13 protein-coding genes are annotated in these 15,084 nt (G+C 39.7%); 5 read left to right on the forward strand and 8 right to left on the reverse strand.

Annotated elements, in window-relative coordinates; translation table 11 throughout:
• Positions 1-78 precede the first annotated feature (78 nt).
• The 3 genes from gcvH to I6F47_RS01825 form a co-directional block, all read right to left on the reverse strand.
• Positions 79-468, reverse strand: coding sequence for a glycine cleavage system protein GcvH (gcvH, locus tag I6F47_RS01815; RefSeq protein WP_024590231.1), 390 nt, complete (start codon positions 466-468; stop codon positions 79-81).
• 73 nt (positions 469-541) lie between these two features.
• A complete protein-coding gene (gcvT, locus tag I6F47_RS01820) occupies positions 542-1,624 on the reverse strand; it encodes a glycine cleavage system aminomethyltransferase GcvT (RefSeq protein ID WP_121955113.1) in 1,083 nt (360 codons plus the stop codon).
• A 117-nt stretch (positions 1,625-1,741) separates the two neighbouring features.
• On the reverse strand, positions 1,742-2,341 hold the full coding sequence (locus I6F47_RS01825; RefSeq protein ID WP_002958026.1) for a hypothetical protein: 600 nt from the start codon (positions 2,339-2,341) through the stop codon (positions 1,742-1,744).
• A gap of 126 nt (positions 2,342-2,467) precedes the next feature.
• Here I6F47_RS01825 and I6F47_RS01830 point away from each other — a divergent pair, with 126 nt between their 5' ends.
• Together I6F47_RS01830 and I6F47_RS01835 are read left to right on the forward strand one after the other, a co-directional pair.
• A complete protein-coding gene (locus I6F47_RS01830) occupies positions 2,468-3,319 on the forward strand; it encodes a LysR family transcriptional regulator (protein WP_007579940.1) in 852 nt (283 codons plus the stop codon).
• 188 nt (positions 3,320-3,507) lie between these two features.
• Entirely contained in the window at positions 3,508-5,664 is a 2,157-nt protein-coding gene (locus tag I6F47_RS01835; protein WP_197183224.1) for a TonB-dependent receptor family protein, read from the forward strand.
• A gap of 228 nt (positions 5,665-5,892) precedes the next feature.
• Here the strand turns inward: I6F47_RS01835 and rlmB are convergent, their stop codons facing one another.
• From rlmB to I6F47_RS01860, 5 genes are all read right to left on the reverse strand, one after another.
• Positions 5,893-6,636: a 23S rRNA (guanosine(2251)-2'-O)-methyltransferase RlmB gene (gene rlmB, locus I6F47_RS01840; RefSeq protein ID WP_007378377.1), complete on the reverse strand. Its 744-nt coding sequence runs from the start codon at positions 6,634-6,636 to the stop codon at positions 5,893-5,895.
• The gene (rnr, locus tag I6F47_RS01845) at positions 6,633-9,128 is read right to left on the reverse strand and encodes a ribonuclease R (protein ID WP_197183225.1); all 2,496 of its coding nucleotides are present in this window, start codon (positions 9,126-9,128) and stop codon (positions 6,633-6,635) included. Before rnr ends, rlmB begins: the two co-directional genes overlap by 4 nt.
• 203 nt (positions 9,129-9,331) lie before the next feature.
• On the reverse strand, positions 9,332-10,072 hold the full coding sequence (locus I6F47_RS01850; protein WP_197183226.1) for an enoyl-CoA hydratase/isomerase family protein: 741 nt from the start codon (positions 10,070-10,072) through the stop codon (positions 9,332-9,334).
• A gap of 125 nt (positions 10,073-10,197) precedes the next feature.
• Positions 10,198-10,812 (reverse strand): response regulator transcription factor, encoded by a 615-nt coding sequence (locus I6F47_RS01855; protein WP_058154167.1) that lies wholly within the window; start codon positions 10,810-10,812, stop codon positions 10,198-10,200.
• On the reverse strand, positions 10,812-11,912 hold the full coding sequence (locus I6F47_RS01860) for a sensor histidine kinase (protein WP_197183227.1): 1,101 nt from the start codon (positions 11,910-11,912) through the stop codon (positions 10,812-10,814). The genes I6F47_RS01855 and I6F47_RS01860 overlap by 1 nt, the downstream gene beginning before the upstream one ends.
• Before the next feature lie 327 nt (positions 11,913-12,239).
• Here I6F47_RS01860 and I6F47_RS01865 point away from each other — a divergent pair, with 327 nt between their 5' ends.
• The 3 genes from I6F47_RS01865 to I6F47_RS01875 are packed head-to-tail and all read left to right on the forward strand — an operon-like array spanning position 12,240 to position 15,073.
• Positions 12,240-13,106: a DMT family transporter gene (locus tag I6F47_RS01865; RefSeq protein ID WP_010554316.1), complete on the forward strand. Its 867-nt coding sequence runs from the start codon at positions 12,240-12,242 to the stop codon at positions 13,104-13,106.
• Positions 13,103-13,807 (forward strand): glycerophosphodiester phosphodiesterase, encoded by a 705-nt coding sequence (locus tag I6F47_RS01870; RefSeq protein ID WP_197173168.1) that lies wholly within the window; start codon positions 13,103-13,105, stop codon positions 13,805-13,807. The genes I6F47_RS01865 and I6F47_RS01870 overlap by 4 nt, the downstream gene beginning before the upstream one ends.
• A gap of 45 nt (positions 13,808-13,852) precedes the next feature.
• Entirely contained in the window at positions 13,853-15,073 is a 1,221-nt protein-coding gene (locus I6F47_RS01875) for a methyl-accepting chemotaxis protein (protein ID WP_010554314.1), read from the forward strand.
• Positions 15,074-15,084: the final 11 nt, after the last annotated feature.

Here is a 15,084-nt window from a genome sequence, read left to right on the forward strand (position 1 = left end):
ATGGGTTGTGCGCTGTAAAATCATAAAAGCCCCATTTTTATACATTAAACGGGGCTTTTAGTTATCTTCAAAAAATGATTATTCTTCGTCGATAGTGTGCGAGTAACCTTCAGCGTCTAATAAGTTGTCTAGCTCAGACTCGTCAGATGCTTTAATACGGAATAACCAACCGTCGCCGTAAGCGTCGTTGTTTACTGTTTCAGGTGAATCTTCAAGCTCTTCGTTAATAGCAACAATTTCGCCACTGATAGGTGCGTAAATGTCTGATGCTGCTTTAACTGACTCTGCTACTGCACAGTCTTCGCCAGCGTCTACTTCGTCGCCAACTTCTGGTAATTCAACAAATACCATGTCGCCAAGAAGTTCTTGTGCATGCTCAGAAATACCAACAGTAAATGTACCGTCGCCTTCACTGCGAACCCACTCGTGTGAAGGTGCGTATTTTAACTCGCTAGGAATGTTGCTCATTTTATTTGTCCTTTGGTTTATATTGGGAGGATACCAATCGCAATAATTATTGTGATTGGTATAACCAAATTATTTAAATTATTGATTTACCGTTACGTACAAAGCTAGGCTTTACTACTTTAACGTTTACTAATTTTTTACGCATTTCTACTTGAGCTGTATCGCCTGTTGAACGTGGTACACGTGCAAGGGCTACACTAAAACCAAGTGTTGGTGAAAAAGTACCTGATGTAATGATACCTATCCCACCATCAACAATTACTTTTGAACCGCTACGCAAAACGCCTTTTTCTTCAAACACTAAGCCAACTAGTTTGTCAGTGCTTTTTTCTGCGCGTTGCTTAACAAGTACGTCACGGCCAATAAAGTCGCGATCTTCTGGTTCCCATGCAATGGTCCATGCCATGTTAGCGGCAAGTGGTGATACGCTTTCGTCCATATCTAGGCCGTAAAGGTTCATACCTGCTTCTAAACGTAGCGTGTCGCGTGCACCTAAACCAGCAGGCTTAACACCTGCGTCTAGCAGTTGTTGCCATAAATCGGCTGCTTGGTCGTTCGGTACTACTATTTCGTAACCGTCTTCGCCAGTATAACCCGTTGTGGCAATAAATAAATCACCTACTTGAACACCAAAAAACGGCTTCATACCTTCAACCGCTGCTTGTTGCTCGGCATTTAAAAGAGTGGCTGTTTTTGCTTTAGCGTTAGGGCCTTGTACTGCAATCATTGCAAACTCTGGGCGCTCTGTAACAGTTACGTCAAAGTCGCTCGATACGTTAGCTAAATGCGCTAGGTCTTTTTCGCGTGTTGCTGAGTTAACAACTAGTCGGTAAAACGTTTCGCTAAAGAAATAAATAATTAAGTCGTCTATTACACCGCCTTGCTCGTTAAGCATGCCTGTGTAAAGCGCTTTGCCTGGTACGGTTAATTTTGCAACGTCGTTAGCTACTAGCTTACGTAAAAATGCTTGTGCTTGAGGCCCTTCAATATCAACAATGGTCATGTGTGATACGTCAAACATACCTGCATCGGTACGCACGCTATTGTGTTCTTCTATTTGTGAGCCGTAGTTGATTGGCATTTCCCAGCCATGAAAATCAACCATTTTTGCGCCCGCTTCTAGGTGCTTAGCATGTAGTACAGTTTTAGAAGTCATAACATTCCTTCACGTTTAAATTAACCCTGTTTAGGGCGTGGCTTAAATAGACTTTAATTGCTTAATCGCAATTAAAAACAGGCAAACATTGTTATGTTCACCTGTTGTTTGTATTCGTTATGCGGCTTCACTATGCATAAGTGCAAAACCTTGCGCTTGCATGTAGCTTTGCCATTTTTGTAATTCTTGTTGTTTAGCGACTAATACAAAGTGTTGTTCGTCGTTTTTATCAATGGCGGTAATAAATACATCACCACTTTGCGCACCGTAGCATAGTTGCGCGTCAGAAAGGCGCAAACCGGGTGTTAATTTAAAAGCATTTACTAGAGTATCAAACGCGTTGTCGCCACTTAAAATAAAGCTTGCTAGGTCGGTGCGTACTACATAATCAATATCAAAACGTAGCTGTTGCTCGTTTATAAGTGCTTGTAGTTGAAGGCTTGCGTTATGTGGCAGTACAAATCTAAAGGCGGTTTCGCTAAAGTAATAAACAGCAAAGCTGTAGTCAGAATTATAGTCGCCATCAAGCGTGCCTTTTAAGCCTAAACCGCTGGCGGTAAGCTTAGTTAAATCAAGGCCTAAAATAGTGCTTAAAAATACACTGGTTTCGGTGCCGCTAAAATCCATTACAACGTGATTGTTGTTAGTTTGCAAAGCGTTAGTAACCGCACTACTTGCGTTGCTGTGGCGGGCAAACATTATTGGGTTAAAAGTCATAACAAACACCTGTGTATTTTCGATTACAAAAGTATATTGCCCACGCCTACCAACAACAAATTGTAATTTTTTATCAATTGATAAATAATACTTATATATATAGCTATATAAATTGTAATTTTAAATATGAAAAACATATCAACAGACGGTTTACGTACTTTTGTAATGGTAGTTGAAATAGGCGGCTTTGCTAAAGCAGGCGATTTACTTGGCCTGTCGCAACCTGCTGTAAGTTTGCAAATAAAGCGCCTAGAAGACGTGCTCGGATATAAACTATTTAAAAAACAAGGACAGCGCCAAGTATTAAACCAGTACGGCGAGCTATTATTGCCTATGGCAAAACAAATGATGCAACACAACGATGCTATTTTGCAGCAGTTCACATCAGAAAACATTGCAGGTAAAGTGCGCTTGGGTATTCCGAGCGAATTTGCTGCGCGTATTTTACCTTCTATTATTGGCGACTTTGTGGCGCTCTACCCTGAGGTGTCGTTAGAAGTTAAGTCGCGTTTAAGTAAACATTTACTTTCGGCTTCTCGCCAAGATCAGTTCGATTTAGTACTTGCGCTAAATGAGCGACTCAACTCCGATAAGTTTCCTATTTTTATGCAAGACGAGTTAGTGTGGGTGGGCGACCTGTCACTTGCGCAAAACGACGTGGTTACGCTAGTTACCGCACCAGAGGGGTGTATTTATCGTCGCCGTGCAATTGATGCATTAAAAAGTGCGGGCATAAAATACCGAATTGTATATAGCAACGCTGATTTAACCGGCCTTATTGCCGCGTTAAAAGAAGGCTTAGGTATTACGGTACTTGCTAAAAGCACAGTACCGAGTGAGCTTAACTATCAAGTTCAAACCAAACATTTACCCACTCTTGGTAATATTGGTATTAGTTTAATTAAAAGTTCGGGTGAATCGGATCATGCAGTAGATAAGCTCGCGGAGTTTATAGCGCTACGTTTAGGTTATAGCTAATCAAAACTTTATAACGAGTAAAGCAATTACAAACTAATACAAAAGAAACAATTTAGTTAACAAAGTTGCATAAGTAGGTGCTTTTAGTTCTATTAAACTGAATAATTAAATACTTAATAACATTGATTCGTATTCGTTAACGTGTTCAAATTACGCCAATTAAGATAATTGACATGATTAGGAACACAATGAACCCTAAGTTTTTAGTATCTACCCTAGCAACTGCGGTTGCTTTGTCTTTTAGTGCTACTGCAATAGCAAAAGACACCAGCAATAAAGAACAACGCTTTGAACAAATTACCGTTATTGGCTCAGAACAAGCAATTAACGATATTCCTGGTTCGGCTACGTTTATTTCTGATGAAGAACTTCAAAAATTCAAATTTACTGATATTTCTCGCGTTTTAGCGTCTGTTCCTGGCGTTTACGTGCAAGAAGAAGACGGCTACGGCCTTCGTCCTAATATTGGTATGCGCGGCACAGGTACTGGTCGTAACGATAAAATATCAGTAATGGAAGACGGTGTATTAGTTGCACCAGCACCATACTCAGCACCATCTGCTTACTACTTCCCTACTACGGGTCGTATGGAGTCTATTGAAGTATTAAAAGGCGCGGCATCAGTTAAGTATGGCCCGCGTACTACGGGCGGTGTTTTAAACTTACTTTCGCGCAGCTTACCTACTGAGCCAAATAGCTCAAAGGGTATGGTAGATGCTGCCCTTGGTGGTGATGGTTACTACAAAGGTCACGCTTACTTCGGTAAAGAAAAAAACAACACAGCAGGCTTAATTGAAGTATTTACTTACGGCGCAGACGGCTTTAAAGAGCTGCCAGTAGGTAATGACAACACCGGCTTTGAAAAAACAGATTTACTATTAAAGTTTGGCCATACGTTTGGTCAAAACGATGCGCATAATCTTGAGCTAAAAATTAAGTACTCTGACGAAACATCAGACGAAACATACATGGGCTTAACTGACGAAGACTATCAAGAAAGTCCTTACCGTCGTTATGCTGCATCGCAAAACGATGAAATGAATACTCGCCATAACGCATACCAACTTAACTACGCGTACCGTTTTGGTGATGGCTATGAATTTTTAGCTACGGCTTACTTAAACGATTTTCATCGTAACTGGTATAAAGCCAGCAAAGTAAGCGAAAGCTACCTTGAGCAATACAGTGAATTTGAAGCAAACCCGACAAGCGAAGGTATTGAAGGTATTGGTATTAAAGCTAATAACCGCGATTACCAAGCTAAAGGTATTCAGTCTGAATTACATATTCCTGCAGGCGATCACTATGTGACTGTTGGCGTACGTTACCACGAAGACGAAATGGATCGTTTTCAATGGGAAGACAAATACACACTTAATCAAGACCTAAGCTTAACGCTTACAGAGCAAGGCGTTCCGGGCTCTGACAGCAACCGTGTAGATAGCGCAGAAGCAAGTACATTGTTTATTCAAGACGAGTGGACAATTGATGCATTAGTAGTAAGTGCAGGTCTTCGTTATGAAGACATTACTATTACGCGTGAAGAGTGGTCTAAATCAGATCCAACACGCAGCAACGGTTTAACTAAAGATGTGTCGAACGACACTGAAATTTTAGTGCCGTCACTAGGTGCTACTTACACGCTTAACGAAAACGTAACGCTACTTGCGGGCATTCAAAAAGGTTATGCACCAGCAGCACCTGGTAATGCTGACCAAGAAGAAGAAGAAAGTGTAAACATTGAGTTTGGCTCTCGCTTTAATATGGATGGCTTTAGCGGTGAAGTAATTGCGTTTTACTCTGACTACAGCAACATGCACGGTAACTGTACTGCAGCAGTTGGTTGTAGCGACGACAACATTGGCGACCAATACAACTACGGTGAAGTAGAAGTAGCAGGCTTTGAATTTAGTGCAGCACGTACGTTTGCAACTGATACAGCTATGTTCCCAGTTAAATTAACGTATACCTACACAGACTCTGAGTTTAAAAACGATTTTAATTCAGAAATTTGGGGCACGGTAGAAAAAGGCGATGCAATGCCTTACGTACCAGAAAACCAAGTAGCATTATCGTTAGGTGCTGAGTTTTCTGCGTTTGTAGTTAACAGCCAAATACGTTACGTATCTGATGCGCATGCTAACTTAACTGAGTCGGGCTTAAACGCAATTGATAGCCGCGTAGTATGGGATTTAGCTGCTAAATACTTAATCGATGAAAATCAAAAAGTATACCTAAGCGTTGATAATTTGTTTGATAAAACATACGTTGCTAACCGTTCAAACGGTGGCATTCAGCCAGGTAAGCCGCGTACAGTACAGATGGGCTACACTTATAGCTTTTAAGCTTAAAGCTGGTTAAACGGTTCACTAACTACGTTAAAAATAACTCATATAAGAACAACTATATTTCGTTATTTTTGCCTTGCTATAGGGTTATTTTCCTATCGCTATAATAGAGCATCAATTCAGTACAATTGATGTAAAGTTAAAAGCGTAAGTTACAGATACAAAAAAGCCGAGATTGAATTTCAATCTCGGCTTTTTAATACATAAAACTTATCGTTTTATATATTAGTTATTTGCGTTACGTTGGCGTAATACTTCAAACAAACAAATACCGGTGGCTACCGATACGTTTAAGCTTGAAACAGTACCCGCCATTGGGATTTTAACGAGCATATCGCAATGCTCACGCGTTAAGCGTCGCATGCCCTCGCCTTCTGCGCCCATAACAATCGCCATTGGCCCCGTTAAGCTTGCATCAAATACGTGGTTATCAGTTTCACCAGCAGTACCTACAACCCATACGCCTGCATCTTTAATTTCGCGAAGCGTACGTGCAAGGTTAGTCACCTGAATAAGCGGTACTGTTTCGGCTGCGCCACAAGCAACTTTACGTGCTGTGCCGTTAAGCTTGGCAGAGCGATCTTTAGGTACAATTATAGCGTGAACACCTGCCGCGTCTGCACTACGTAGACATGCGCCTAAGTTATGCGGATCGGTAATACCATCAAGTACAAGTAAAAACGGTGTGTCTTCACGAGCGATTATCGCATCAAGATCTTTTTCATTAAATGTAGGAGCAGCTTTTACGTTGGCAATAATACCTTGATGCTGCTCACCTTTTGATTTGCTATCAAGAGCTTTACGCTGCATAAACTGTACTGAAATGCCAAATTTACGTGCTTCATCAATAATCGGAGTTGAGCGTTTGTCGTCACGACCTTTAAGGGCGTAAATTTCTACAAAGCGCTCTGGCTCGCTTTCTAAAATTGCTTCAACAGAGTGAAAGCCAAAAATTAATTCATTACTCACGTATTATCTGCTCCTGGGCTAGTACTTTTACGGGCATTTTTGCCAGCTCTTTTAGGCTTTTTAACTGCCTTCTTCTTCGGTTTTTTCTTTACGGCAGTGTCTGCTGCTTTTTTATCTGCGGGTTTTGTTGCAGACTTATTTGCAGGCTTGCCTTTATCTTTATTTGCTGGCTTTTTTTTGTCCTTTGGTTTGTCATCGCTGTGCGATTTTTTACCCGGTACTTTGCCTGCTTTTAATTGTGAGCGAACACTTGCTGGCGCATGCTCAGATTTACCTGAACCTTTTTTTGGCGCACGACGACGTGAGTATCTGTCTTGTGCTACATCGCCTTTAAGCGTTAAGTTGATACGGCGATCGTCTAAACTAACCGATGCAACGTTTACTGTTACTTTATCGCCAAGGCGATAAACTTTGTGAGAGTGCTCACCTATTAGGGTGTGTTTTGCTGCATCATGCGCAAAAAACTCGTCGCCTAAATTAGTAACGTGAACAAGCCCATCAATTTGTAAATCGTCTAAACGAATAAACAAACCAAAGTTAGTGACCGATGAAATAACACCGTCAAACTCGTCACCTACGTGATCTTGCATAAACTCACATTTAAGCCAATCCGCTACTTCGCGAGTTGCATCATCGGCGCGGCGCTCTGTGGTAGAACACTGCTCACCAAGTTGATCAACTTCGTCGTCGGTATAAGCGTATTCGCCAGACGTTTGCTGACCTTGTGCTTTTATAACTGCTTTAATAGCACGATGTACTACTAAATCTGGGTAACGACGTATTGGCGATGTAAAGTGCGCATAAGCCGATAACGCTAAACCAAAGTGACCAATGTTATCTGGCTGATATACAGCTTGTTTCATTGAACGCAGTAGCATAGTTTGAATAAGCTCGGCTTCTGGGCGGTCACCTAGTCGCGCTAATACTTGAGTTATTTCTTTTGGCGTTGGCTCGTCGCTTAATGTGCTTTCGATACCTAACTCGCCTAAAAACTTAGTAAAGTTACCTAGCTTTTCGCTGTCTGGTTCGTCATGCACACGATAAAGCGCGCTTGCTTCGTGCTTTTCAAGAATTTTAGCCGCCGATACGTTGGCTAAAATCATACATTCTTCAATTAGTTTGTGCGCATCGTTACGAATAACAGGCACTATTGATTCTATTTTACGCTGAGCGTTAAATACAAAACGTGTTTCTAGGGTTTCAAACTCAATGGCACCACGGTCTTGGCGTGCTGCTTTAAGTGCCATATACATTTGCTGTAAGTCAGTTAAATGTGGCACTACGGCTGAGTATTCTTCGCGTAGTTTTTCGTCGTTTTGTAAAATGGCATTTACTTTGGTGTAAGTTAAACGTGCATGCGAGTTCATTATCGCTTCGTAAAACTTATAACCCGAAAGTTTGCCCGAGCTCGATACGGTCATTTCGGCAACCATACATAAGCGATCTACTTTTGGATTAAGCGAACATAATCCGTTAGAAAGCACTTTTGGTAGCATCGGAATTACTTGCTCAGGAAAATACACTGAGTTACCACGCAAAATTGCTTCTTTGTTAAGCGGCGTGTTCATTCCTACGTAATGCGATACATCGGCAATGGCAACCCATAAGCGCCAGCCACCCGATTTTTTAGGTTCACAGTACACGGCGTCATCAAAGTCGCGAGCGTCTTCGCCATCAATGGTTACAAGTGGTAAGTCACGTAAATCTACGCGGCCTTGTTTGTCAGCGTCTTCAACAAACTCACCTAGGTGAGCAACTTGTGCTTCAACTTCTTCTGGCCATACATGTGGAATATCGTGATTGCGCAGTGCGACTTCAATTTCCATACCTGGGGCTAAATGCTCACCAAGTACATCAATAATTTTACCTACCGCGTTCATGTTGCGGCTTGGATTTTGAGTGATTTTAACCTGCACCATTTGGTTATGGCGGGCACCGTTTTCGTTGCCTGGTAAAATCATTATATCTTGCGTTATGCGCGGGTCTTCAGCTACCACAACGGCAACACCATGCTCTACAAAGTAACGGCCAACAATTGGCGCGCGCTCGTTAGTAAGCACTTTTATAATACGTGCATCGCATTTTGAGCCAGAGCCACGTTTAGTGCCTTTAGCTAGTACAATGTCGCCATGTAACACCATATTCATTTGGTGCTTAGCAATAAACCAATCTTTACTCTCGCCTTCAACTTCTAAAAAGCCAAAACCGTCTCTGTGGCCTATTACTTTGCCTTTGGTTAAACCGGCTTCGTCAATTAGGGCATAGCATTTAAATTTATTAAAATACAGCTGTCCGTCACGCTCCATAGCGCGAAGGCGGCGTTTAAATGCTATTTGGCGTTCGTCATCGTTTACTGCTAGTTCTTCACATAATTGCGCGTAGTTAGCAGGTTTTGAACGTTCTTGAAGGTGAGTAAGTATAAACTCACGACTAGGGACTGGGTTTTCGTACTTTTCTTGTTCTCGACTGAGATTTGGATCTTGGTTTGACATTCACTATCTTGTTAGTTGGTTATGTAGGTATTTTAACCCATATAGTTATAATGAGACAGGTAAAAGCGATTAAACTTTTAAGAAAGCACTTTTACCTTGCTGTTTATCTTGCTGTATAGTCTAAAAATCTAGCGCAATGGGGCTTAACGACCCCTTAACTACAAAGTGTTTAGTCATATCGTAGTAATGCTAAAACCCTTTTCTTATACTATTTTTTTTTGTAGATTTTTCCACAGCAGTTTGCTTATATTATCAATAAAGCTTGGGTCTTCTTCTTTCATCGTAAGTAAAATTTGCTTATTCATTTGTGATTTGTTTTGAGCGTAAATCCAGCGGTTTTTATTAAACTGCTGGGCAAACTCAAGTACACCTGTTTGTAGTTCATCGTTATTTGCAAACACAGCTTCAATCACTTTATTGTCTAGCAACTGCTGTGCACCAACACGCTCTCCTGACATAGCTAAACGATTAAAGAAGGTTTGCGAAATAGCTTTATTAATTATAGGAAACATCGACGGTACAAACGGCACCATTACGTCCACTTCAGGAAAACAAAAGAAGCCTTTATCTGACTTCATAAATCTAAAATCGCACGCACACGCAAGCACCGAACCATTGCCATAGGTATGCCCGTTTAACGCAGCAATAATAGGCATAGGAAAAGTAACTATGCGCTTAAACAAGTCACTTATTTGAATCATAAAGTCAGAAATTGCAGCAGGTAAAATACTTGGATTAGACATCCATTGAAGGTCGATGCCTAATGACCAGTTTTTGTCACTCGAGGACGTTAGAATAACTGACTTAATATTTTGATCTGCTTCAATGTGGTCAAGGTGTAAATTAAACTCAACCAAAAACGCTGGATTGTGGCGGTTTTCAGCGGTATTCATGGTGAGTATAGCGGTGTTATTTTTAGTTGTTAGTTCTATTAGATTTGCCATTAAACCCTCTTTTAACGCTTTTTAAGCTAATTTTAAGCTAATTTTAAGCTAATTTTTAGCTAATTTTAAGCGCTGTTCGTTACTTTTATAAGTAATACTTTGCTTATAATTTATAAACCCACTATTTAAAGCCATCCTTTTTGTTTAGCTATACGCGCAGCATCTATACGGTTAGTGGCGTTTAGCTTAGCAATAGCGTCTGATAAATAATTACGTGTAGTACCTTCGCTTATAAATAACTGCTTGGCTATGTCGCTTGTTTTAAGGCCGTCGCTTGCAAGTTTAAGTGCTTTGCGTTCTTTATCGGTAAGCGGATCTGCGTCGTCTAATGCATTAATAGCAAGCTCTGGGTCTATCACTTTTTGCCCCTGCATTACTTTTTTAAGCGCATTTATTAGCTCTTCACTGGGTGCTTCTTTTAAAATAAAACCTTTAACGCCTGCCGTAAGCGCTCGCCTAATATAACCCGCACGAGAAAATGTAGTCATAATAACCATTTTTATAGCGGGAAACTTAGCGGCTATTTTTTCACTCAGCTCTATACCATTCATGGTTGGCATTTCTATATCGGTTAAAATTATATCGGGATGTAAATCACTATCAAGCGCTTCAATTGCATTAAGTGCATCTTGCCCGTTACTTGCTTGCCCAATAATCTCAATATTAAAATCGAGTCCTAACAATGCTGCTACTGCGTCGCGCACAAGCGCTTGATCTTCCACTAAATACACTCTGATCATTATAAATCCTTAGCTGAAATTGGTAGCATTACATTTAAAGTAAAAATATCGCCACAGGTAAATGTTGCACTACCATTGAGTTGCTCTGCTCGCTCTTTAATACCATTTAGGCCATTGCCCGAATTTAATGTGGAGCACGGTGCACGATCAATAACGGTAATGAGTAGCTGCTGCGCTGTTTGTTCTATATTTATTTCGCAATTTTTTGTGCTGCTATGACGTAGCAAATTGGTAACGGCTTCTTTAATTATAAGGCCTGCGATGCCCTCTACTTTAGCGGGTAGAGTATTTAAAACTACATTAAATGAAACGTTAAAGTCTTGTTCTATTAATCTTTGTTTTAACTGTGCTACTTGGCTAACAAGGTTAAGCTGTTTTAAATCACTAACGGCGCTTCTTACATCACTAAGTAACTGCCTTGCAAGATCGGCCACTTGTGCAATTTCGCTATTTGCTTGAGCGTAACGCTCACCTTGGTTTAATTTATTGGCAAGCTCAGCTTTTAAAGCAATAGATGACAATGAGTGACCTAAAATATCGTGCAAGTCGCGGGCTATCCGTTCACGCTCAGCAATTGCTGCTAATTGCTCTAATTGGTTAGCGCTTTCTTGCTCACGTTTTTTGTACAGGCTCTCTCTTTTAGCTGCAATACCGTAACTAAATAAGGCTGCACATAAAATCAAAGCAACGGCTAAAAAGTATTGAACCTTCCCTATATCACCAATATATGCGCTTAATAAAACCGTAGATATAATCGCGAGTGCAGCATAAATTCTTTGATGGTAGTTGTATGCATAGCCTGCTACGTAGGCTGCAAAGCCAAATAAAGTAGGAGTACCTGTGGTGTAAAAAGTGGCGCAAAAACAAATTAATAGCATGGCTACAAACAACTTGGTCACCCCTGCACTTTTGCAGTTTATTGCTTTTACATATAAAAGAATAAAAGCAACATAAAAGGCTAAAGACATCGTTATTTGGTTAGCAGTAAAGCTCGCAAAATTAATTATTAGTGGGAGTAAATAAAAGCCTGTAAAAATTAAATGCCCATATTTCCAAAAACCTTTATCACTTTGTTGAGAAAAGGAGTTAAGCGAGCTCATACTAATACCTCAGGCATATTATTTTTACTTATAGGACTATTTTTATTAATAAATATAAATAACATAAAAATGCATGCCAGCATAAAGCAATCTGCGTACGTAATCGTAAAACTTAACGCCTCTAGCACTTCATTAATAGTTAAGCTGATTAAAATTAAAGAATTCATAATTATCCCCTGTTGAGTAAGGTAACTATGCCAGCGTATAAAAATAATAAGAGTGTGAAGTGTCATCAACTTTTATGACATTTGTCATGCGATAAAAAAATTCATCTTAAGAATTTTTAAGCAATGTTAATATGTTCAAAAAGTACAACAAGGAAATTAAATGCAATCTCAGCAGCAAAGTTTAATTTATTTGCACATAGCGGTATTACTTTTTGGCGGAACCGCTCTATTTGCCAAGCTTATTGGTTTAAATGCTTTAGATATTACCGTTTACAGAACTGCAATTGCAGGAATGGCTATTTTAGCCATGCTGTATTTTCAAAAAAAACAAATTAAACTCAACAAACCTAAAGACTACCTTATTGCGTTATTTTTAGGTGTTGCGGTGGGTATTCACTGGGTTACCTATTTTGCTGGTATGCAAATGGCCGGTATAACTATTGGAATGCTGGCATTTTTTAGCTATCCCGTAATGACGGTGTTTTTAGAACCCTTATTTAATAAAAGCAGGCCAAAAGCAAAAGATATAATAAGTGCGGCGGTGGTTGTTTTAGGTATTTACCTGTTAGTACCAAGTGCAAATTTAGGCGACGATGTGACCTTAGGTGTAATAACAGGTGTTATATCGGCATTGTTTTTTTCAATCAGAAACATTACCCATAAGCGCTACTTTAGCCAATATGGTGGCCCGCAAACTATGTTTTATCAAACCTTAGTGGCAAGCATTATGCTGTGCGCATTTATAGAAGTGCCGGTATATGAGGTTAGTCATCACGACCTAATTTTAATTGCCATAGCGGGTGTTATTTTTACAGCTACACCGCACTCGTTATTTGCAGCAAGTTTAAAGCATTTATCAGCGGCAACTGCGGGGTTAATTTCTTGCTTACAACCACTTTATGGCACCATACTGGCTATAGTAATTATTCATGAACGTCCTACTGTTATGACGTTAGTTGGTGGAGCACTTATTGTTAGTGCCGCTTGTTTTGAAACGTGGTCAATCACTAAAAAGGCTCGACAATGAAAGTATTTGCACACCGTGGTGCCAGTGGGGATTTTCCTGAAAACACCAAAAGCGCTATTTTAGAAGCGTTAAAAGTAGGTGTTGATGGTATTGAAGTAGATATTCAAAGTTCCATCGATGATTACATGTTAATACACGACTCATGGCTCGATAGAACCACCAGCGGTAAAGGTAGGGTGAGTAACTTTACGGCACATGAACTCTCTAAACTTGATGCTGGAAATGGTGAAAAAATTCCCACTCTTCAGCAGCTGTTTGATTGGAATAATAATAAATCTTTATTAAATATTGAGCTTAAACATACGTTTGAACTAGAAAGGTTTGTGTCTCAACTAGAACAAAACATTGAAGCTAACAAAATATCGAAAGCGAATATTTTAGTATCATCGTTTGATCATCATCAACTACAGTGGCTTAAAAGCAAGCTACCATGGCTTAAAATAGGCGCCCTTACTTCTTCTATTCCAATTAACTATGCAAAGTTTGCAAGTGATTTAAATGCTTATAGCGTACATGCAGATAAAACCTTTATAAATAAGGCTTTTGCCGATGATGCAAAAAAAAGAGGCTTAAAGATTTATGCTTATACGGTCGATAGAGAACAAGATATAGCGCTAATGCTTGAGTATGGCATAGACGGAATTTTTACAAATTACCCAGCGCGAACCAAAGCTTACTTGTTATCGTTACAAAAAAGCTAACTTACACCTCCCTAACTAAAATAAGAATCGTAGGGCTTAAGCATAATGAGTAGTTTTATGAAAATTTATAACTATATAGAGCAAACATTCTTTTTTACGTTAACGCGTAAAATAGTCGGTAATTTGAGTTTTGTATTATTGTTCCAAGCAATTACGTTATTTTGGCTGCATCAGAGCTTAAGCGAACAACAGCAAAGTACAGGGCTATTTTGGCTACTTACGCTTGTTATTATATCTGGTTTTATTTTTACTCTTTTTTATATGCGTTTTTTAATTGTTCGCCCTGTTACTGCTATGCGCGATACTTTGATAAAAATAAACCAACAAGATGCAAATTTAGCAGCAAAACTTCCTCACTTTTCGTATGACGAATTTAAAGATTTAAGTACGCAGTACAATATATTTACTGCCCATTTAAGTGAGTTACTCAGCACAACATATAACAGTGCTCAAGCTAGTGCACACAGTAATATACAAGTCACTGAATCGATGAAAAATACTGAGCAATCAAGCGAGCAACAAATACAGTTAAGCCACAGTATTATTAATGCCAGTATGCAAATAACCCAAAGCTTACAAAACATAGTAAATAATACAGATAGCGTGCATAACGTTAATAATGAACACCTTAATTTTGTAAAACTATCTGCATCAGAGCTCGCTGCTTTAGTAAAGCAGGTTAAACTTATTACTAATATGCTAGGTAGCTTTTCAAATACAATTGCGGGACTGAAAGAGAACAGTGAAAACATTCGTAGTATTTTAAAAATGGTTGAAGAGTTTTCCGATCAAACTAATTTGTTAGCCCTTAATGCCGCAATAGAAGCAGCTAGAGCGGGTGAAGCTGGCAGAGGGTTTGCCGTAGTTGCAGACGAAGTACGCACACTTTCAATAAAGGTAAGTGGCGCAACTAGGCAAATAAGCGACTTTATTACTCAAATGAATGAGCTAGTAAATGAAACAAATAAAGAGTCAGAGCAATTAATGACTCACTCCAATAATGCACAAAGCTCAATTAGTGCAACCTGTGAGGGTTTTACAAAAATGCTTAGTGAGTTTGAGCACAACCAACAGCAACTACAACAAATAGCCAGTGCTGTACATATGCTTGAGGGCACTCAAACTAATACTCACCAATCGGTAGAGCAAATAGTAGCTTTAGGTGAGCAAGCTAAACAGCAAATAGATACGGCATTAGCCGATAGCGAGCAATCTCAACAGTTAAGCTTACAGACCCAACAACAGTTAAAGCGCTTCGTGCGCTAAGAAGCGTTTTC

The sequence above is a fragment of the Pseudoalteromonas sp. NZS37 genome (assembly GCF_015864265.1).
Lineage (GTDB): Bacteria > Pseudomonadota > Gammaproteobacteria > Enterobacterales > Alteromonadaceae > Pseudoalteromonas > Pseudoalteromonas arctica.

Excerpts from the sequence above, each read along its gene's own strand:
- I6F47_RS01850 (WP_197183226.1), bottom strand. The coding sequence starts at position 10,072 with ATGGCAAATCTAATAGAACTAACAACTAAAAATAACACCGCTATACTC.
- I6F47_RS01830 (WP_007579940.1), top strand. The coding sequence starts at position 2,468 with ATGAAAAACATATCAACAGACGGTTTACGTACTTTTGTAATGGTAGTT.
- I6F47_RS01865 (WP_010554316.1), top strand. The coding sequence starts at position 12,240 with ATGCAATCTCAGCAGCAAAGTTTAATTTATTTGCACATAGCGGTATTA.
- gcvH (WP_024590231.1), bottom strand. The coding sequence starts at position 468 with ATGAGCAACATTCCTAGCGAGTTAAAATACGCACCTTCACACGAGTGG.
- I6F47_RS01870 (WP_197173168.1), top strand. The coding sequence starts at position 13,103 with ATGAAAGTATTTGCACACCGTGGTGCCAGTGGGGATTTTCCTGAAAAC.
- I6F47_RS01835 (WP_197183224.1), top strand. The coding sequence starts at position 3,508 with ATGAACCCTAAGTTTTTAGTATCTACCCTAGCAACTGCGGTTGCTTTG.
- rnr (WP_197183225.1), bottom strand. The coding sequence starts at position 9,128 with ATGTCAAACCAAGATCCAAATCTCAGTCGAGAACAAGAAAAGTACGAA.
- gcvT (WP_121955113.1), bottom strand. The coding sequence starts at position 1,624 with ATGACTTCTAAAACTGTACTACATGCTAAGCACCTAGAAGCGGGCGCA.
- I6F47_RS01825 (WP_002958026.1), bottom strand. The coding sequence starts at position 2,341 with ATGACTTTTAACCCAATAATGTTTGCCCGCCACAGCAACGCAAGTAGT.
- I6F47_RS01875 (WP_010554314.1), top strand. The coding sequence starts at position 13,853 with ATGAGTAGTTTTATGAAAATTTATAACTATATAGAGCAAACATTCTTT.
- I6F47_RS01860 (WP_197183227.1), bottom strand. The coding sequence starts at position 11,912 with ATGAGCTCGCTTAACTCCTTTTCTCAACAAAGTGATAAAGGTTTTTGG.
- I6F47_RS01855 (WP_058154167.1), bottom strand. The coding sequence starts at position 10,812 with ATGATCAGAGTGTATTTAGTGGAAGATCAAGCGCTTGTGCGCGACGCA.